At 72.0% G+C, this 19,101-nt stretch carries 15 protein-coding genes and 1 riboswitch; of the genes, 5 read left to right on the top strand and 10 right to left on the bottom strand.

Annotation, left to right across the window (positions count from 1 at the left end; translation table 11 throughout):
- Positions 1–7: 7 nt before the first annotated feature.
- The 3 genes from metE to ACWA15_RS00430 all read left to right on the top strand — a co-directional run bounded on the left by metE (position 8) and on the right by ACWA15_RS00430 (position 4,952).
- On the top strand, positions 8–2,377 hold the full coding sequence (gene metE, locus ACWA15_RS00440) for a 5-methyltetrahydropteroyltriglutamate--homocysteine S-methyltransferase (protein ID WP_464057244.1): 2,370 nt from the start codon (positions 8–10) through the stop codon (positions 2,375–2,377).
- 114 nt (positions 2,378–2,491) lie between these two features.
- On the top strand, positions 2,492–3,382 hold the full coding sequence (locus tag ACWA15_RS00435; protein ID WP_464057243.1) for a sugar phosphate isomerase/epimerase family protein: 891 nt from the start codon (positions 2,492–2,494) through the stop codon (positions 3,380–3,382).
- Positions 3,383–3,503: 121 nt separating this feature from the next.
- On the top strand, positions 3,504–4,952 hold the full coding sequence (locus ACWA15_RS00430; RefSeq protein ID WP_464057242.1) for an SDR family NAD(P)-dependent oxidoreductase: 1,449 nt from the start codon (positions 3,504–3,506) through the stop codon (positions 4,950–4,952).
- Between the two features lie 44 nt (positions 4,953–4,996).
- On the opposite strand, the gene ACWA15_RS00425 is transcribed toward ACWA15_RS00430, so the two are convergent.
- The 5 genes from ACWA15_RS00425 to gcvP form a co-directional block, all read right to left on the bottom strand.
- The gene (locus ACWA15_RS00425) at positions 4,997–5,416 is read right to left on the bottom strand and encodes a (deoxy)nucleoside triphosphate pyrophosphohydrolase (RefSeq protein WP_464057241.1); all 420 of its coding nucleotides are present in this window, start codon (positions 5,414–5,416) and stop codon (positions 4,997–4,999) included.
- A gap of 53 nt (positions 5,417–5,469) precedes the next feature.
- Positions 5,470–5,715 (bottom strand): LuxR C-terminal-related transcriptional regulator, encoded by a 246-nt coding sequence (locus ACWA15_RS00420; protein ID WP_464057240.1) that lies wholly within the window; start codon positions 5,713–5,715, stop codon positions 5,470–5,472.
- A gap of 383 nt (positions 5,716–6,098) precedes the next feature.
- A complete protein-coding gene (gcvH, locus tag ACWA15_RS00415) occupies positions 6,099–6,470 on the bottom strand; it encodes a glycine cleavage system protein GcvH (protein ID WP_464057239.1) in 372 nt (123 codons plus the stop codon).
- A 116-nt stretch (positions 6,471–6,586) separates the two neighbouring features.
- On the bottom strand, positions 6,587–7,732 hold the full coding sequence (gene gcvT / locus ACWA15_RS00410; protein ID WP_464057238.1) for a glycine cleavage system aminomethyltransferase GcvT: 1,146 nt from the start codon (positions 7,730–7,732) through the stop codon (positions 6,587–6,589).
- Positions 7,729–10,548 carry an aminomethyl-transferring glycine dehydrogenase gene (gene gcvP / locus ACWA15_RS00405; RefSeq protein ID WP_464059354.1) on the bottom strand — a complete coding sequence of 940 codons (2,820 nt, stop codon included), beginning with the start codon at positions 10,546–10,548 and terminating at the stop codon, positions 7,729–7,731. The genes gcvT and gcvP overlap by 4 nt, the downstream gene beginning before the upstream one ends.
- A 104-nt stretch (positions 10,549–10,652) precedes the next feature.
- Between gcvP and ACWA15_RS00400 the strand changes: the two genes are divergently transcribed.
- Positions 10,653–10,847: a hypothetical protein gene (locus ACWA15_RS00400; RefSeq protein ID WP_464059559.1), complete on the top strand. Its 195-nt coding sequence runs from the start codon at positions 10,653–10,655 to the stop codon at positions 10,845–10,847.
- A gap of 148 nt (positions 10,848–10,995) precedes the next feature.
- A riboswitch (glycine riboswitch) is annotated at positions 10,996–11,107 on the bottom strand.
- A gap of 48 nt (positions 11,108–11,155) precedes the next feature.
- Here ACWA15_RS00400 and ACWA15_RS00395 read toward each other — a convergent pair.
- Positions 11,156–11,728 (bottom strand): hypothetical protein, encoded by a 573-nt coding sequence (locus ACWA15_RS00395; RefSeq protein WP_464057237.1) that lies wholly within the window; start codon positions 11,726–11,728, stop codon positions 11,156–11,158.
- A gap of 334 nt (positions 11,729–12,062) precedes the next feature.
- Between ACWA15_RS00395 and ACWA15_RS00390 the strand changes: the two genes are divergently transcribed.
- Positions 12,063–12,758, top strand: a complete 696-nt coding sequence (locus ACWA15_RS00390) for a DUF4190 domain-containing protein (protein ID WP_464057236.1) — start codon at positions 12,063–12,065, stop codon at positions 12,756–12,758.
- Positions 12,759–12,771: 13 nt separating this feature from the next.
- Here the strand turns inward: ACWA15_RS00390 and ACWA15_RS00385 are convergent, their stop codons facing one another.
- From ACWA15_RS00385 to ACWA15_RS00370, 4 genes are all read right to left on the bottom strand, one after another.
- Positions 12,772–13,962 carry an aminotransferase class I/II-fold pyridoxal phosphate-dependent enzyme gene (locus tag ACWA15_RS00385; protein ID WP_464057235.1) on the bottom strand — a complete coding sequence of 397 codons (1,191 nt, stop codon included), beginning with the start codon at positions 13,960–13,962 and terminating at the stop codon, positions 12,772–12,774.
- Positions 13,963–14,105: 143 nt separating this feature from the next.
- Positions 14,106–15,149, bottom strand: a complete 1,044-nt coding sequence (locus tag ACWA15_RS00380) for an App1 family protein (RefSeq protein ID WP_464057234.1) — start codon at positions 15,147–15,149, stop codon at positions 14,106–14,108.
- 149 nt (positions 15,150–15,298) lie between these two features.
- A complete protein-coding gene (locus ACWA15_RS00375; RefSeq protein WP_464057233.1) occupies positions 15,299–16,534 on the bottom strand; it encodes an ROK family protein in 1,236 nt (411 codons plus the stop codon).
- A 2-nt stretch (positions 16,535–16,536) separates the two neighbouring features.
- Positions 16,537–19,098 (bottom strand): beta-galactosidase, encoded by a 2,562-nt coding sequence (locus tag ACWA15_RS00370; protein ID WP_464057231.1) that lies wholly within the window; start codon positions 19,096–19,098, stop codon positions 16,537–16,539.
- Between the last annotated feature and the right edge of the window lie 3 nt (positions 19,099–19,101).

The raw sequence follows: 19,101 nt of genomic DNA, 5'->3' as shown, positions 1-19,101 counted from the left end.
GATGACCATGACGACACCTCACGAGCGCAGCTCTACCCTCACCCAGCAGACCTTCCCGGCATTTCCGGCCGGATCGATCCTCGGCTACCCCCGGATCGGCCCCCGCCGCGAGCTGAAGAAGGCCGTGGAGTCCTTCTGGGCCGGGCGCATCGACGCCACCGAGCTCGAGGCCACGGCCGCGACCCTGCGCAAGACGACCCGCGACCACCTCGTCGCCCTTGGCCTCTCGGCCACCGACGCCGCCATCCCGGGCTCGTTCTCCTTCTACGACCAGGTGCTCGACGCCGCAGCGACCGTCGGCGCGGTCCCCACCCGCTTCGCCGGGCTCACCGACGCCGACGGAGCCCTCGACCTCCCCGGCTACTTCACCCTCGCCCGCGGCGCGGGCGAGGACGCCCCGCTCGAGATGACGAAGTGGTTCGACACCAACTACCACTACCTCGTCCCCGAGATCGGCCCGGACACGGCGTTCCGCTTCGCGAGCGACCGCCTCGTCCGCGAGTTCACCGAGGCTCTGGCCGACGGCGTCACCACCCGCCCCGTGCTCGTCGGCCCGGTCACCTTCCTGCTGCTGAGCAAGGCGGCCGACGACGCGCCGGCCGGCTTCCAGCCCCTCTCCCGCCTCGCGGACCTGCTGCCCGTCTACGCCGAGGTGCTCACCGCCCTCGCCGCCGCCGGTGCCACCTGGGTCCAGCTCGACGAGCCGGCCCTGGTCACCGACACCATCGACGTGCCGATCGCGGACGTCCTCACCGCGGTGGCTGCCGCCTACCGTGCGCTCGCCACCGACCTCGCCCGCCCCGCCCGCCCGGCGATCCTGCTCGCCGCGCCGTTCGGCGACCTGCAGGAGGCTTTCGCCGTCGTGGCGGCCACCGACGTCGAGGCGATCGCGATCGACCTCGTCAAGGGTGGCGCCCCGACCGGTCCGATCGCCGGCCTGGAGACCAAGACCCTCGTCGGTGGCGTCATCGACGGTCACAACATCTGGCGCGCCGACCTCTCCGCCAAGCTCGAGATCCTCGAGCGTCTTGAGGTGCTCGGCGCCGGCGCGGTGACCGTGGGAACCTCCACGTCCCTCCAACACGTCCCGCACACCACCTCCGACGAGCCCGGCCTCGACGACACCCTGAAGAGCTGGTTGGCCTTCGCCGACGAGAAGGTCACCGAGGTGGTTACCCTGGCCGAGGGCATCACCGAGGGCCGTGAGGCGATCCACGCCCAGCTGCTCGCCGCGAGCGCGGCCGTCGCCTCCCGCGCGAGCGCGGCGGGCGTCGTCGTGCAGGCGGTCCGGGAGCGCACGGCGACGCTGTCCGACGGCGACTTCCACCGCGGCCCGGCCGCCGAGCGCCGTGCGGCGCAGGCCGCGCGGCTCAACCTGCCGCTGCTGCCCACGACCACCATCGGGTCGTTCCCGCAGACCCTGGAGATCCGCAAGGCCCGCGCCGCGCACGCCAAGGGTGACCTCTCCCTCGAGGCCTACGAGGCGGAGATGCGCGCGGAGATCAAGCGCGTCGTCGACCTGCAGGAGGAGATCGGCATCGACGTGCTCGTGCACGGGGAGGCCGAGCGCAACGACATGGTCCAGTACTTCGCCGAGCTGCTCGACGGCTTCGCGGTGACCCAGAACGGGTGGGTGCAGTCCTACGGCTCGCGCTGCACGCGTCCCTCGATCCTGTGGGGCGACGTGTCCCGCCCGGCGCCGATGACCGTGCGGTGGACCGAGTACACGCAGTCGCTGTCGACCAAGCCGGTCAAGGGCATGCTCACCGGTCCGGTGACGATCATGGCCTGGTCCTTCGTCCGGGACGACATCGCGCTCGGGGAGACCGCGAACCAGATCGGCCTCGCGCTGCGCGACGAGATCGGGGACCTCGAAGCCGCTGGCATCGCCATCATCCAGGTGGACGAGCCCGCGCTGCGCGAGCTGCTGCCGCTGCGCAGGGCGGACCAGGGCGCCTACCTCGACTGGTCGGTCGGCTCGTTCACGCTCTCCACCGCGGGGGTGCGCCCGGACACCCAGATCCACACGCACCTGTGCTACTCCGAGTTCGGCGAGGTCATCGGCGCGATCGACGCCCTCGACGCGGACGTCACCTCGATCGAGGCGGCCCGCTCGCGCATGGAGATCCTGCCCGACCTGCGCGGGTCCGGCTTCTCCCGCGGGGTCGGTCCGGGCGTCTATGACATCCACTCCCCCCGGGTCCCCTCCCAGGCGGAGGTCACCGAGCTCCTCGAGCTCGCGGTGAAGTCCGTGGACCCCGAGCTGCTCTGGGTCAACCCCGACTGCGGTCTCAAGACCCGGGGCTACCCGGAGACGAGGCCGTCGCTCGAGCACCTGGTCGGCGCCGCCCGCGCGGTCCGCGCCCAGCTCGCCTGACCCCCGCCCGACGGCGTGACGCACCCACCGCGTCACGCCGTCGTGCCGGCGCGCGCGGCCTCGGTCCGGCTCCCGCCCGGCCGGTGACCGCCTCGCGGCACTAGGGTGGACGGTATGCCAGACACCGCACCGATCGCACAGCCCACCTCGAGCGAGGCGGGCATCAAGGTGACCCTGTCGAGCGCGTCGGTGTACCCGCGCAAGGTCGCCTACGCCTTCGAGCTCGCCGCCGAGCTCGGCTACGACGGCGTGGAGGTCATGGTGTGGTCGGACCCGACCACCCAGGACGACAACGCCCTGTCCCACCTGGCCCAGCAGCACGGCGTCGAGATCCGGTCGATCCATGCCCCCACCCTGCTGGTCAGTCAGAACGTCTGGGGCGGCAAGCCCGGTCCCAAGCTCGCCAAGGCGGTGGACATGGCGCAGTCGCTCGGGGCGAGCACCGTCGTCGTGCATCCTCCGTTCGCGTGGCAGCGCAAGTACGCCCGCCAGTTCATCGAGCAGGTCCACGAGCTCACCGCGGCGTCCGGGCTCACCGTCGCGGTCGAGAACATGTACCCGTGGCGGCCCCGCAAGCGCGACTACGGCGCCTACCTGCCCGGCTGGGACCCCACCGAGCACGACTACGACGCGGTGACGCTGGACCTCTCCCACGCCGCCACCGCGCGCCAGGACGCGCTCGTCATGGCCAAGGCCTTCGGCGCCCGCCTGCGCCACGTCCACCTGACCGACGGCACCGACTCCGGCATGGACGAGCACCTCGTGCCAGGCCGCGGCAGCCAGCCGGCCGCGGCGCTGCTGCAGCACCTGAGCAGCACCGGGTGGGGCGGCGACGTCGTCATCGAGATCGGCACCCGCAAGGCCCGCACCGCCGCCGAGCGCCACGAGGACGTCGCGCAGTCCCTGGCCTTCGCCCGCACCTACCTCACCACCGGCCCCCACGCCGACTTCGTCCCCACCCCCGCCCACCACCGACCCGACAACGCCTGGGAACTAGCCCCGTAACTCACCCCCCTCGCTGAGTGCGGGGTCCTCCACGCGACACGCCGGTGCTGAGCGTGTACGACCCAGCACTCAGCGAGGGGGTGGGGCGGGAGCATCGGGGAGCCGGGGGATAATCGGGGGTATGCCTATCGATCCTGTTGAGCTTGCTGCTGCCGTCCGTGTGCTTGAGGCGGCGAACCTCCTCGACCCCGAGCACCCGGACAAGGTCGCGCTGCAGCGCGCCACGGCCAAGCTCTACAAGACCGTCAAGAAGCAGCGCCGCGACGCGGCCAAGGATGCGGTCCGCACCGCGGACCACGCCATCATCGCCGCGACGGCGACCGGGGCGCCGAGCCGCATCGACGACGAGACCCAGGGGCTGGAGCTGCTGCCCGCCGCGACCGGGCACTCCGCCGGCACCCTGCTCAAGTCTCAGGCCTGCTACGTCTGCAAACAGCAGTACAACGACGTCGACGTGTTCTACCACCAGCTGTGCCCCGAGTGCGCAGCCCTCAACCGGGACCGTCGCGAGGCCCGCACGGACCTCACCGGCAAGCGCGCCCTGCTCACCGGCGGGCGGGCGAAGATCGGCATGTACATCGCCCTGCGGCTGCTGCGCGACGGCGCGCACACGACGATCACGACCCGCTTCCCCAACGACGCCATCCGCCGGTTCAAAGCCATGGACGACGCCGAGGACTGGATCCACCGCCTGCGGATCATCGGCATCGACCTGCGGGACCCGGCCCAGGTCGTGGCCCTCGCCGACGACGTCGCCGCGCAGGGTCCCCTCGACATCCTCATCAACAACGCCGCCCAGACGGTGCGCCGCTCCCCCGGCGCCTACGCCCCGCTGGCCGCCGCCGAGGACGCCGAGCTGCCGCTCGGCTACCTGCCCGAGACGCTGACCTTCGGGCGCAGCCACGACACCCACCCTGCCTCCCTCGAAGGAACCGTCCCGGCCGAGGCGACCGCTGTGGCCCACCCGAGCGTGACGACGGCGGACCTGCTCACCAAGCTGGCCCTCACCGCCGGCTCCGCCTCCCTGGACCGCGTCGCGAACGCGACCGCGATCGACGCCGCGGGCCTGGTCCCCGACCTCGTCTCGTCCAACTCCTGGGTGCAGAACGTCGAGGACGTGGACCCCCTCGAGCTGCTCGAGGTCCAGCTGTGCAACTCCACGGCGCCGTTCATCCTCATCGGCCGGCTGCGGGAGTCCATGCGTGCCGCCGCGGCCGAGCGGACCTACATCGTCAACGTCTCGGCGATGGAGGGGCAGTTCTCCCGCGGCTACAAGGGCCCGGGTCACCCGCACACGAACATGGCCAAGGCCGCGGTCAACATGCTCACCCGGACCAGCGCCCGCGAGATGTTCGAGACCGACAACATCCTCATGACCAGCGTCGACACCGGCTGGATCACCGACGAGCGGCCGCACACCACAAAGGTCCGCCTGGCCGAGGAAGGCTTCCACGCACCCCTCGACCTGGTCGACGGCGCGGCGCGGGTCTACGACCCGATCGTGCGGGGGGAGCTGGGCGAGGACGTGTTCGGCTGCTTCCTCAAGGACTACAAGCCGTCCGCCTGGTAGGTGTACCGGGCTCACGGCCCGGCTCAGAGCCGGGCGCCGCCCGGTCAGGGGAAGTGCACATCCAGCGCCTCGACGATGCGGACGTCGCCGTCGAGCCACGGCACGTCGAAGAAGTCGGCCGGTCGCAGCCAGCGGAGCTCGTCGTGCTCGATGAGCGGCATCAGCTCGCCGCTGGTGACGCGGGCGAACCAGAGCCGCATGACGTGGCGGTCGGTGATGACCCAGGCGCCGTCGTCGGGTCCGAGGATCTCGTGCCCGAGGTCGACGCTCACCCCGAGCTCTTCGCTGAGCTCGCGGTGCAGACCCTCGATCGGCGTCTCCCCGGGATCGACCTTGCCGCCCGGGAACTCCCAGCGGCCGGCGAGGTGCGCGGGGCGTGACCTCCGCGCAGCCAACAGGGCTGTCGGGCGAGAGAGGTCGTCCACGATGATCGCGGCCACGACGAGAACGGGCTTGACTGGCATACCTGGAATTCTCTCAGGCGCATATGTCAGTCGTGTGACGTGAGCGGCGTCGGTCAGCCTTCGGCCTGGTACAGACCGGCTGCGCGCGCCCACTCCACGGCCTCGGACCGGGTCGAGACACCCAGCTTCCGGTAGACGCTGCGCACCTGGGACTTCACGGTGTTCCGGGTCACGAACAGCTTGGACGCGATCTGCTCCAGGGTCACCTCTTCGGTGAGGTTGGACAGCACCACACGCTCCCGCCGGGTGAGCGCGCCGCTCGATGTCGTGACCGATCCTGACAACTCTGTCGTGGTCATGCTTCCTCCAGCCAGTACCGGCGTCCCAGCGACTCTGGATCAGTACCCGGTTGCTTCTGTCACCTGGAGAGACGCCCCGGTCGTCGAACTATGACGCGAATTTCACCCCCAGTTGTGGAAAGTTCCCCCACTGGTGGTGGTGACAGCGTCCGTTCAGCGACATCTCTCCAGGTCACACCGGATATTCGGCGGTCAGGGAGGCCCCTGCACGGCGTGGATCTCTCCACAATCCCGCGAATACCTCTCCGATCCAACCATCTTTTCGACGATGCGCACTCCGGGAGAAACCGTCAGATGTCCCGATCCTAGGACAACTGAGCAGTGGCGGCCTCGCGTGGACTGAGGTAACGCGGACGATCCTCGCCTCGCTTGTTATCAGACCGTTAGAAACCCACTTTGGCCTCGTACTCCGCCGCAGACAGGACGGGTCCCACCTCGGTCACGTCGACCTTGATCAGCCATCCGGCGCCGTAGGGGTCGGAGTTGAGCAGCTCGGGGCTGTCCACCGCGGCCGCGTTGACCTCCACGACGGTTCCGGTCACCGGGGAGAAGAGCTCCGAGACGGACTTGGTGGACTCGACCTCGCCGATCACCGAACCGGCAGTGACCTGGGCACCCACAGCGGGAAGCTCGAGGTACACGATGTCCCCCAGCGCGTCCTGCGCGGTCCAGGTGATGCCGATGGTGGCGGGTGAGTCACCGGTGAGCCACTCGTGCTCGGCGGTGTAGGTCAGACCGGCGGGGAAGTTCGTCATGGTGTTCTCCTGGAGCGGGTGTGGACGGGACGACAGCTGGGGACGCACGGTACCGCAGACCTCATCGTTGCTCACCGAGGCCTGTGCGCACGCGGGGAAACGCAGGTCTGCTCCGGTCAGGAACGAGACCGCCGGTAGAACGGGAGCGCGACGACCTCGGCGGCCTCGCCGCGGCCCCGCACGTCGACCGCCAGCCGGGTGCCCACGGCCGAGACCTCGGGGGAGACGTAGGCGAGCGCGATCGGGTAGCCGAGGGTGGGGGACGGCGCCCCGGAGGTCACGAGCCCGATGGCGAGGTCGAGCTTGGTCACGTCGAAGGTCACCGGACACCCTGCCCGGGCCGGACGCCGACCGTCGAGCTTGAGGCCGACGAGGACCCGCGCGGGCTGAGAACCCTTGCGTGAGGCGAGTGCGGCGCGGCCCACGAACGGCAGCGGCTCACCGTCCGGCCCGGTCTTGTCCAGGCGGACCACCCGGCCCAGACCGGCCTCGTACGGCGTGGTGGTGAGGTCGAGCTCGTGCCCGTAGAGGGGCATGCCCGCCTCCAGGCGCAGGCTGTCGCGGCAGGACAGCCCCGCCGGGACCAGGCCTGCCGGGGCGCCCTGGGCGAGCAGCGCCCGCCACAGCGCCACGGCCTGGCCGCCGGGAACGAACAGCTCGAAGCCGTCCTCACCGGTGTACCCGGTGCGGGCGACGAGCACGTCGATGCCGGCCACGACCGCCGTCGTGATCGCGTAGTACCTGAGCCCGGCGATGACGCCGGCATCCTCGGGGCCGGCCAGGGCGGTGACGATTCCCTCGGCGCGGGGGCCCTGGACGGCGATGAGCGCCGTCTCGGGTGAGGTGAAGGTGACCTCGGCGTCGAAGCCGCGGGCCCGCTCGAGGAGCTCACCGAGGACGACGTCGGCGTTGCCGGCGTTGGCCACGACGAGGAACGCGGTCGCACCGGTGCGGTAGACGACGAGGTCGTCGATCACCGCGCCGTCCTCCTGCGCGATCATCGTGTACCGGGCCCGGCCCACCTCGAGGGTGCTCAGCCACCCCACGAGGGCGTAGTCGAGCGCGGCACCTGCGCCGGGTCCGGTCACCGTGATCTCGCCCATGTGGGACAGGTCGAACAGGCCCGCGGCGGTGCGCACCGCGGTGTGCTCGGCGAGGTCGGAGCCGTAGCGCAGCGGCATCTGCCAGCCGCCGAACTCCGTCATGGAGGCACCCAGTGCGGTGTGCTCCTCGTGCAGCGGGGTGAACCGGTCGATGCTCATGCGGTGTCCTTGGTCGCGGCGGAGGATGACGGAACGGCAGGCGAGGCGGGTACGTCGTCGGCGTAGGCCTCGAGGGGCGGGCAGGAGCACACGAGGTTGCGGTCCCCGCGCGCCCCGTCGATGCGGCGCACCGGCGGCCAGTACTTGCCCGCGCGCAGCGAGGGCAGCGGGTAGGCGGCCCGCTCGCGGGCGTAGGGCTTGTCCCAGGCGTCGGAGACGACGGACGCCGCGGTGTGCGGGGCCTGGCGCAGCGGCGAGGTGGCCAGCTCCCAGGTGCCGGCGGCAACCTCGTCGATCTCGGCGCGGATGGCGAGCATCGCGTCGATGAACCGGTGGATCTCGGCGAGGTCCTCGCTCTCGGTCGGCTCGACCATGAGCGTGCCGGGGACCGGGAAGGACAGCGTGGGGGCGTGGAAGCCGTAGTCCATGAGCCGCTTGGCGACGTCCTCAGCGGTCACCCCGGTCGCCGCGGTGAGCGGGCGCAGGTCGAGGATGCACTCGTGCGCGACGAGCCCGCCCGGGCCGGTGTAGAGCACCGGGAAGGCCTCGTTCAGGCGCGAGGCGAGGTAGTTCGCGGACACGACGGCGATCTCCGTCGCCCGGCGCAGCCCGTCCGGTCCCATGAGGGAGACGTAGGCGTAGGGAATAGGCAGGATGCCCGCGGAGCCGAAGGGCGCCGCCGAGACGGGCGCCACCCCACCGGCAGCGAGCGGGTCGCCGGGCAGGAAGGGGACGAGGTGCGCCGCGACGCCGACCGGGCCGACGCCGGGGCCGCCGCCGCCGTGCGGGATGCAGAACGTCTTGTGCAGGTTGAGGTGGGACACGTCCCCCCCGAACTGGCCGGGCTTGGCGAGGCCGACGAGCGCATTGAGGTTCGCCCCGTCGATGTAGACCTGACCGCCGACGCCGTGCACGAGGTCGCAGACCTCACGCACACCCTCCTCGTAGACGCCGTGCGTGGAGGGGTAGGTGATCATGATCGCGGCGACCTGCGGGCCGTGCGCCTCGAGCTTGGCGCGCAGGTCCTCGAGCAGGATCTCCCCGTCGCCCGCAGTGGCGACGACGACGACGCGCATGCCGGCCATCGCTGCCGAGGCCGCGTTGGTGCCGTGCGCGGAGGCGGGGATGAGGCAGATGTCGCGGCCGGTCTCCCCGCGCGAGCGGTGGTACCCGGCGATCGCGAGCAGGCCGGCGAACTCACCCTGCGACCCGGCGTTCGGCTGGACCGAGACGGCGGCGTATCCGGTGATCTCGGCGAGGTTCGCCTCGAGGGTGGAGATGAGCTCGGCGTAGCCCTGCGCCTGCTTGGCGGGGGCAAATGGGTGCAGGCCGGCGAACTCGGGCCAGGAGATGGGTTCCATCTGCACGGCGGCGTTGAGCTTCATGGTGCACGAGCCGAGCGGGATCATCGTCCGGTCGAGGGCGAGGTCCTTGTCGGAGAGGGTGCGCAGGTAGCGCAGCATCTGGGTCTCGGAGTGGTGGGTGTGGAAGATGGGGTGTGTCAGGTACTCGCTTGTTCTGCGGTACTGGTGGGGCAGGGATTGGGGGGAGCCCGGCCCGCCCGCGGCTCCTTCGTCGCCGATGCCCGAGCCGAGCCCTGCCGGGCTCCCCCCAATCCCTGCTGCTGCTGAGAAGACTGCAGCGAGTTGTTCCACGTGGAACGGCGTGGTGGTCTCGTCGCAGGCGATCTGGAGGTGGTCGGGGTCGGGGGCGTGGAGGTTGATGCCTGCGGCGTCCGCGGCGGCGAGGAGCTCAGCGGCGCGGCCGGGGACGACGAGGCGGACGGTGTCGAAGTAGGTGGCGTGCTCGACGGTGAGGTTGGCGGTGCGGGCGGCGGCGGCGACGGCGTCCGCGTGGGCGTGGACGCGCTCGGCGATCGCCTTGAGGCCCGCAGGGCCGTGGTAGACGGCGTACATGGAGGCGACGATGGCGAGCAGGGCCTGCGCGGTGCAGATGTTGCTCGTCGCCTTCTCGCGACGGATGTGCTGCTCCCGGGTCTGCAGGGCGAGGCGGTAGGCGACGTCGCCGTCGGCGTCGACGCTCACCCCGACGAGGCGGCCGGGCAGCATCCGCTCGATGCCCTTGCGCACCGCCATGAACGCGGCGTGCGGGCCTCCGTAGAACAGCGGGACGCCGAAGCGCTGGGCGGAGCCGACGGCGACGTCCGCGCCCACGTCCCCGGGGGCGGTGAGCAGGGTCAGGGCGAGCAGGTCGGCTGCGACCGTGACGAGCGCGCCGGCGGCCTTGGCCTCGGCCACGATCGGCGCGAGGTCGCGGGCCTGCCCGCTCGCACCGAGCTGGGCCACCACGAGCCCGACGACGTCGGCACCGGCGTGCCCGGCGGCCGTCAGCGCGGCGCTCACCTGGGCGGACAAGCCCCCGGCCGCGTCACCGGCGAAGCCGCCGGACAGGTCGGCGACCACGACCGGGAGGCCGATGGCGTCGGCGCGGCCCCGGGTGACCGAAAGGGACTGGGGGAAGAGGTCGGCGTCGAGCACGACGACGCCGGGGCCGGCTGTGGCCGGGCGCTTGGCCGCACGCCACATGAGGGCGACGGCCTCGGCCACCGCGGTGGCCTCGTCGAGCAGCGACGCGTTGGCGACGTCGAGGCCGGTGAGGTCGCAGACGACGGTCTGGAAGTTGAGCAGCGCCTCGAGGCGCCCCTGGGAGATCTCCGGCTGGTAGGGCGTGTACGCGGTGTACCAGGCGGGGTTCTCGAGCACGCCGCGGCGGATGACGGCCGGGGTGATGGTGTCGTAGTAGCCGAGGCCGATCATCTGCGTGCGGGTCTGGTTCTTCGCGGCGATGGCGCGCAGGTCCGCGAGGACCTCGGCCTCGGTGCGCGCCGCGGGCAGGTCGAGGGGTCCGTCGAGGCGGGGACGGCGGCGTCGATGAGGGCGTCGACGCTCGGGTAGCCGAGGTGGTCCAGCATGACCGCGACGTCGTCGTGGGAGCCGGCGGACCCGTCCCGGGGGCCGATGTGGCGATCGACGAAGACGTCGCCCTCGTGGGCCTGGGTGTGGTCTGGTGCGGTGGTGGTCACGACAAGCTCCTGGAGGTCGGGTGCGGCGCGGCTCGGCGCCGCGTGCGTGGACCCTCCCCATCTGTCATCTGACCGTGTGGACGCCTGTGGGACGTCCGGTCGACCTGAGAGTTTGGCCCGCGCAGGGTGTGCGGGCTTGCCCCTTCGGTGAGGCGCGCGCCAGCCGACGTCGGCCATGACGGCCGGGTGCTTGACACGCGCGCCTGCTGTCCAGAGTTGCCTCACCTCGGCGGTACGGGTGCCTGAGAGTTTCCCGGGGAGGGTTTGCTCCTTCGGCGCCTGACGTCGTGTGGTCGGCGAGCTGCCCGTCAGGGCTCTCCCACCAAGGTTCGAGCGGCGCTGTATGTGGTTGTGGGACCAAGCCTACCGGGCAGAGCCGGTCACTCCGCCCCCGACGTGCTCACGACCGCGGTGCCCACGGCGGGTCGCTCGGGCTCGAGGAAGAGGTCCACGACCGCCGTCGAAGCGACCGCCACCACCAGGCCGCCGATCACCACGACCGAGTCGCGGATGTCAGCCCTCCGGTCCACGTCCCGTTCCGGGGTGCTGCTCCCCCACCAGAGCGAGACGCGAGCCGCGACCCCCAGGATCGCGACCATCACCGCGAAGGCGACGACCAGCGCGGCCAGCGTGAGCCTCGTGACCTGCCATGCGTAGTAGGGCGCAGGCGACGGGGCCACGGCGATGACACGCGGCTGACCGGCGTCGGGCTGGTCGCCCGGGTCGCCGGCCCGCTCCTGCTCGAGGGCGAGCTCCTGCGCGAGCTCCTGCACCGCATGCGTCTCGCCGACGGCCTGCCGCGCGTGCTCGGCGCGGGCGACCGTCCACCCCCCGAGCAGCAGCCCGACGACGAGGGCGCAGCCTGCGGTGACCGCGATTGCCCTGAGGCGCGACGTGGGCGCTGCCGCAAGCAGCTCCGCCCGGCTGAGCGGGGCGGAGCGCCCCGCCCTCACGCGATGCCCGCGTCATCGTGGCGATCTGCCTGCGGGAGGTGGGACGCGGACACGCAAGGCTCCTCTGCTGTCGGGGTCGCAACGAGACCTCGTGGTCGCGGATCCTCACCGCTCTGCATCGGACCGATGAGCCGGAATTGCGCCCATGGCCAGCCGGTGACCATTCACCCGACAGGACCTGAATAGTTCCTTGACGCGGGTATGTGCTTCTGCAATTCTACTCGTGCGCGCATCGATTCGTGGTCGAGCAGGCCGACTTGATGTGCTCGCTCAGGTGACCTGAGGAAAGCACAGATGACGCCCCCCCCCCCCCAACCATGACGGAGCGCCGGCGATGATCAGCGAGACAGCATCACCACCCGTGCTTGCACATTCACGGCGCACGGCGCGCTCGATGGCATGGTTTGGGTCACTGGCCCTCGTGGCCGTCCTGTGGTTCATCCTCCCGGTTATCGGCAACATCCTCACCCCGTTCGGCAGTGGCACCCTCATCGTCACGCTGGCCGCCGGGGGCTGGATGACGTTGCGCAGTAGAGAACGTCTGACCTACCTGGCCTTGCTGGCAGCCCCGGTGTCCTACATCGCGATGGTCCTCATCCTCGACAAGGTCCTGCACCTCCCAGGGGCGTACCTCATCGCTGTGCCCCTGGCCATCGTTGCGGTGGTCTGGGTCGCTGCTATTCCTGCGCTGAACCGGGCAGCTAGAGCTCGGCGCACCACCATCCTCGACCACCGCGAACTGAGCCGTCAGCAGGCCATCGCCGCGGGTCAGACCATGCCGCCCGGACAGCCGGTCCTCCATCCGACCGCAGAGACGAACCCCATGGCCATTGCTTCCATGGTCCTCGGCATCGTCGGCATGAGCGTTCTTGCTGTCGTCTTCGGCCACATCGCGCGCAGCCAGATTCGCCGCACCCGTCAGCAGGGCAACGGGATGGCGATGGCCGGACTCATCCTCGGCTACATCGAGATCGGCCTGATGATCGCCTTCTCCATCTGGTTCTTCGTCGTCCTTGAGATGGCTCGTTGATCCGGACGTCGGCCTAGCCCAGTGTCCTCTGCCACGCCACGATCCGGTCGACCGCCTCGGCGACGACGGCGGGCGCGGCCGCGAACGACAACCGGACCCAGTCCCTGCCGCGCACGGCGTCGAAGTCGGTGCCCGGCGTGAGCGCCACACCCGTCTCGGCGAGCAGCCGCGCGCACCAGGTGATCGAGTCGAGGCCGGAGCGGGAGATGTCGGCGTAGACGTAGAACGCGCCGTCGGCCGGGGCGACCGGTCCCCAGCCGAGCTCGTCCAGGCGGTCGAGGACGAGCCGCCGGGAGGTGGCGTACTCCTCGACGTTCGCCCGTGCGGCACCGTAGCCCTCCGCGCTGAACGCGGCGATGCCGGCGTGCTGGGCGAGGGCCGGCGGGCACAGTGCGACGTTGCCGGCGAGCGCGTCGACCGGGGCCACGAGGTCGTCGGGGAGCAGCAACCAGCCCAGGCGCCAGCCGGTCATCGCCCAGTACTTGGAGAAGGAGTTGACCACGACGGCCCCGCTGCCCAGGTACGCCGCGGCGGTCGCGGCGCCCGCTCCCGGGGCGGGGGCGCCGTCGGCGTCGTAGCTGATGCCGTGGTAGATCTCGTCGCTGATGAGGCGGACGTCGAACTCCTCGCACCAGGCCGCGAGCGTCGCGAGCTCGTCGGCGGGGATCATCGTCCCGGTCGGGTTGGCGGGGCTCGCCACGATGAGACCGTCGAGGCCGCCCTCGTAGTAGGCCTGCTGCAGCTGGGAGACGGTCGGCTGGTACCGGGTCTCGGGGCCGCAGTCGAGCTCGACGACCTCGCACCCCAGGGCGGTGAGGATGTTGCGGTAGGCGGGGTAGCCCGGGCGAGCCAGCGCGACGCGGTCCCCCGCGTCGAAGGCGGCCAGGAAGGCGAGCATGAAGCCGCCCGAGGACCCGGTGGTCACCGCGACCTGGGCGGGTGAGATGTCGACGTCGTACCAGCGGGCGTAGTGGTCGGCGATCGCCTGGCGCAGCGCGGGGGCGCCCATCGCCTCGGTGTAGCCGAGGTCGCCACCGGTGAGCAGGTCGATCGCCCGACGGCGGACCGCCTCCGAGGCGCCCGTGGCCGGTTCGCCGGCGCACAGGTTGAGCACAGAACGGCCCGCGTCGCGCAGCGCGTTCGCGGCGGCGAGCACCTCCATGACCGCGAACGCCGGGACCTGGGACCGACCGGAGATCTTCATCCCTCCATCCTCCCCCATCCCCTCCACCCACCCCCGCTGAGTGCGGGCAAACGGCTGCCCACACCGGACATTGGGCAGCCGTTCGACCGCACTCAGCGGGGTGGGGGCGCTCGGCGAGGGCGCTCGGCGGAGGGGAAGGGCGCTCAGCGGGGTGGGGGGAGGACGGTGGCGGCGCGCAGGCGACGGGCGATCGTCTGCCCGTCGGGGCCGCGGACCTCCGGGACGGCTGTCCCGGCGACCGTCCCGCCGTCGGGCCGCGCGGCGTCGACGGGGGTCGGTGCACCGTGGGCGAGCACGTGCTCCCCCGGGGACAGCTCACGGATGACGACGGCGCGCACCGTGTCCGGGTGCTCCCGGGCGAAGTCGCGGTAGATCTGCGGGTCGTGCTGGCCGTCGTCGCCCACCAGGAGCCACCGCACGTGCGGGAGCTCGGTCGAGAGGCGCTCGAGGGCCCGGCGCTTGTGCTCGGGGCCGCTGCGGAACCATCCCGTGTTCGTCGGTCCCCAGTCGGTGAGCAGCAGCGGCCCGGCCGGGAAGCGGTGATGGGCGAGGAACCGGCGCAGCGCGGGCGCGACGTTCCAGGCGTTGGTGGACAGGTAGACCACCGGCATCGCGGTGTCCAGACCCCCCAGCTCCGCGTACAGCTCCGCCATCCCCGGGACCGGGCGCCGGGCGTCCTCGTTGAGCACGAGAAGGTTCCAGATCGCCGTCAACGGACGCGGCAGCATGGTCACCATCGCGGTGTCGTCGACGTCGCTCACGAGACCGGTGCTCGGGTGGGTGGAGATCACCCGGACCGGGGCCTGCACCCCCGGCCCGCCGTCCGGGACGATCTCGACGTCGTGCCACCCCTCCCCCAGGCTCGAGGGGAGGGTCACGTCGATGTAGCCGCCGCGGTCGCCGCGGACCTCGTGCACCGTGCCGTCCACGACCACCTGGGCGGTCGGCCACGGCAGCTGTGCGGTGAGGAAGCTGCGCCACCCGCGCACGGCGTGCATCGCCTCGGGCGTCTTCGTGCGGGACCGGCGCCGCCGGGGCTGGGGCGCGGAGTCCTCCTCGAGGGCGGTGGGGTCCCCGGCCTGCGCTCCGGCGTCGGGCGTGTCGGGGGCGAGCATCACCCGGGCCAGCACCCGGACCCATCCAGGCTCCGCGCCGGACGCGAGCCCGTACCCCGTGTACGGCTCCACGCGCGGGCTCCACCCGCGACCTCGTAGCGCTCGGGCGAGCCCGCGGTCGAAGCGGGACTCCCACCGCGCGGCCCAGTGTGGTCTGCTCGACGACGTACTCATGGTCACGCAGTCTTCCAGCCTGGCGCCCGATGCGCCCGGTGGACAGGTCAGAACGCGACCGGTGCCCGGGTCACCAGCCCCACGTCACCGAGGAACCGCTCGAAGGCCATCGTGGCCATCCCGATGGCGACCGAGTTGCCGCGGACCGTCGAGATGCCGACCGTGAGACCGGCTGCGGCGTCGACCGGCGCCTGCGACGTCAGCTGCGCCGTCGTGCCGGGCAGCAGGTGGTCCCCGAGCGCCCAGGCGGTCCACCCGGTGAGCATGACCACCTCCGGATTGATGATCGCCACCAGGTCCGCGAGCGCGGACCCGAGGTACCGACAGGTCCGGTCCACGGTCTCCCGGACCGCCGGGTCGGGCTCAGGCTGGGACGCCGCGCTTGCCAGCGCCGAGATGAAGTCACGCTGCCGCTCGATGGTCACCAGGGGGTGTGTGGGGTCGACCTCGCGCAGCGTCTCCTGGATGCCCGGCACCCCGACGTAGGCCTCGACGCACCCGCGACGGCCGCAGCGGCACCCGCGTCCCTCGTAGACGAGGAGCGAGTGGCCCCACTCCCCCGCGTTGTTGGTGGCCCCGCGCAGGACCCGCCCGTCGAGCACGATGCCCGCCCCGACACCGGTGCCCAGGTTGATGGTCACCAGGCTGGCGGCGTTGCGCACCGGGCCCATCCACAGCTCGGCGGTCGCGATCGCCTTGAGCGGGTTGTCCACGACCAGGGGCAGCCCGATCCGCTCGCGCACGAGGGCGAGCAGATCGGGTCTGTTCCAGGAGCCGCGGGCCGCCGGCGAGCCGGCCACACCCGCCCGGGCGTGGACCAGCCCGGGCAGCGCGAGGCCCACTCCCAGCAGGCTCGCCAGCTCGACGCCGGCTTCCTCGGTCGCCGCGGTGAGCGACTCCACGATGCCGTCGACGACGTACTCGCTCGAGATCCGGCGCTCGTCCAGCGCCACGTCCACCGAGCTCACCTGCGCCAGGCTGGCGTCGAAGAGTCGGCTGCTGACGTAGGTCTCCGCGACGTCGATCCCCGCGATGCGCCCACGCGACCGGTTGATCCGCAGCGTGGTCGTCGGCCGCCCGGTCGTGCCGAGCAGCTGCCCGGCCTCCTCCACGAGCCCTTCCGCGATGAGCTCGGTCGCGACCGTGGCGACGGTCGCCGGGCTCAGCCCGGTCGTCCGGGCCAGCTCGTTACGGTTCGACTGCCCGAGGGACAGCAGGGCGTGGAGCACGTCCAACCGCGACTCGCTCCGGATGTCGCGGGACGTCCTCCTCCGCTCGGCCATCTCTACTCCTGACTCGGCAGCACCAGCACGGCGGCGAGGGAAGGGGTGCCGTTCCCTGCCGTTGCGTGCACATGGAGTCGTATTGTCCCATCATTCCAGTCAGCAGGCAGCCAGACACGGGACGGGTCGCCGCCCGTGAAACGGGGCCGGGACGGGTCGTCGAGCCAGACCCGTCCGAGCAGCTCACCGTGGGCGAAGGCACTCACCCGGAGCTGGGTTCCCTCGAAGCGGACGGAGCACCCGCCGTCGGGCACGGCGACCTCGAGCCAGGCCTCCTCACCGGGGGCGAGCACGAGCGGGAAGGTCGTCGCGGTGGCGGTCGCCGGCTGGTCAGCGAGCGCGAGGATCTCGCGGTCGGACTGCGCCTGGACGGTCCAGTCCCGGACCGCCTCGAGGTGCAGCAGCCAGGCGCCGCCCAGCACACCCGACTCGTACGGCACGGTCACCGCGACCTCGCGTCCCTCGCCCGGGGCCAGGTGCAGCCACGGGTCCTGCGGGGTGACAAGGTGCACGACGCCGTCGACGGACACGTCCACCGGACGGGACAGTCCCTCGAGGTGCAGCACGCGGTCGTGGCCGCCGTCGGGCGCGAAGGCCTGACGGTAGGTGATCGGCCGCCCCACGCGGGTGCTGCTCCACCCGCCCAGGGATCGCAGCGGTGCCGGGTCGCCGGCCCACTGGGTGCCCCCGTCGACGGTCCACAGGGCGGAGACGTCCCGCCGGGCGGTCACCGACCACACGTGGCCCAGGCCGCGCAGCGACCCGATGCGCAGGCCGGGCAGGCGCACGTCGTCGAAGTTGGCGTGCCCCCAGGTCTCCACGGTCGCGTCCAGGAGGGTGGTGCCGGCCACGGGGACGACCTGCGTCGCGCCGAACCGTGCGAAGGTCGCCAGCGCCCGCCCGTCCAGGCTGAGGTCCACGATGTCGCCGGCGCCCTCGATGAGGAGCTCGGCGACGCCGGACGCGTCGGCCGTGTAGTGCGTGCGGCCGCGGTACACCCCCACCGCCTCCGAGGCCGGTGCGAGGCCGTGCACGGAGATCGGTCCGCTGCGCAGCGGCAGGTCGATCCGGTCCAGGCGGGCCAGGCGGGCCGGTTCGACCGGCACGGCGCGGGGGTCCGGTACCGGGCCGACGGCAAGGTCGTCCGGGTGGCGCACGCGGACGGTCCACGACGTCGCCCCGGCTGAGACGACGTGGTGGACGGGCTCCCCGGGTGCGGGCGCGGCCAGCTCGACGAGCGTGACCTCCGATCCCGGCGCGCGGAACGCCACGACACCGGCGCCCGCTGCGACGAGCTCGATGCCGTCGGTACCCGCGGCGACGAGGTCGCCGGTGGCCAGGAGCAGGGTGCCGGGCAGACCGAAGCCGTCCAGCGGCAGGTCGCGGAGCACGAAGGTGCACGACCGCGGCGGGAGCGGCACGGTGACCCCACCCAGCGCGCCCGCGGCCGACAGCGTCGCCTCCGACCACACCTCACCCAGGTTGGTGACGCCGGTCAGCGAGCCGCCACCGGCCAGCTCCAGCCGGGACGGTGAGTCGCTCGTGGGCGCCGTCGTGCGGTACTCGCCGTCGGCCGCCCCGGTGACGGAGTGGGCCAGGCGGGTGCCGAGCGTCCGCACGACCGCGGTCAGCGCCCGGGCCTGGGCCATCTCCGGCCGGGGTTCGCCGGTGGGTGACAGGTAGCCACCGAAGTCGTAGTCGTGGCTCATGAAGCCACCCGGGTCGCCCCAGTTCCCCGTCGACGGGACGTACCCGAAGTTGTACCCGGAGGCCTGGAGATAGGGGGCGAGCACCCGGGCCCCGCTGACCAGCAGGCGGCGCAGCGTCACGTGGGCCCGGTTGGTCTCGGTCACCAGCAGCGGCAGCCCCTGGGCGGCCAGCAGCTCGGTGTAGCGGCGGACCTCCGGCTCGACGAAGGCGGAGGTGTCATCGGGATAGAAGTTGAACGCCGGCACCACCCCGGCCACGCCGCCGGTGGCGCCGACCAGGTCTCCCTGGCCGGCGCACGCGACGAGCGGAACCGTGATCCCGTGCCCGACCACCATGTCCCGCAGCGCCGTGATGTACCCGGTGCGGTCCACGGTGTCGAAGAAGTCCAGCTCGTTCTCGAGCTGGACGGCGATGACCGCCCCGCCCCGCCCGTACTGGCGCTGTGCGAGCAGCGGCAGCACCTGGTCAAACCACCGACCCACCTCGGCGAGGTACCGGGGCTCCCCCTGACGCACCTCGAGCCCGTCGGTGAGCGTCAGCCAGGCCGGCAGCGCGCCGCCGTCCCACTCGGAGCAGATGTACGGGCCCGGCCGAGCGATGACAGCCAGCCCCGCCTCATGGGCGAGGTCGAGGAAAACGCCGACGTCGCGCCGGCCGGAGAAGTCCCACTCCCCCGGCGCCAGCTCGTGGAAGTTCCACGGCAGGTAGACGTCGATGACCTGGTACCCGGACTCACGGATGCGGGCCAGGCGAGACGCCCAGACCTCGCGCGGCATGCGGAAGTAGAACAACGAGGCGCACAGCAGCACCTGCTCCTCGCCGTCGAGCACGATGCCCGCGGGGGTGAGCCGCACGCT

Source organism: Sanguibacter sp. TS_SC_8 (genome assembly GCF_055361235.1).
Note: the sequence above shows the minus strand (reverse complement) of the source record. Positions and strands in the feature narration are given on the sequence as shown.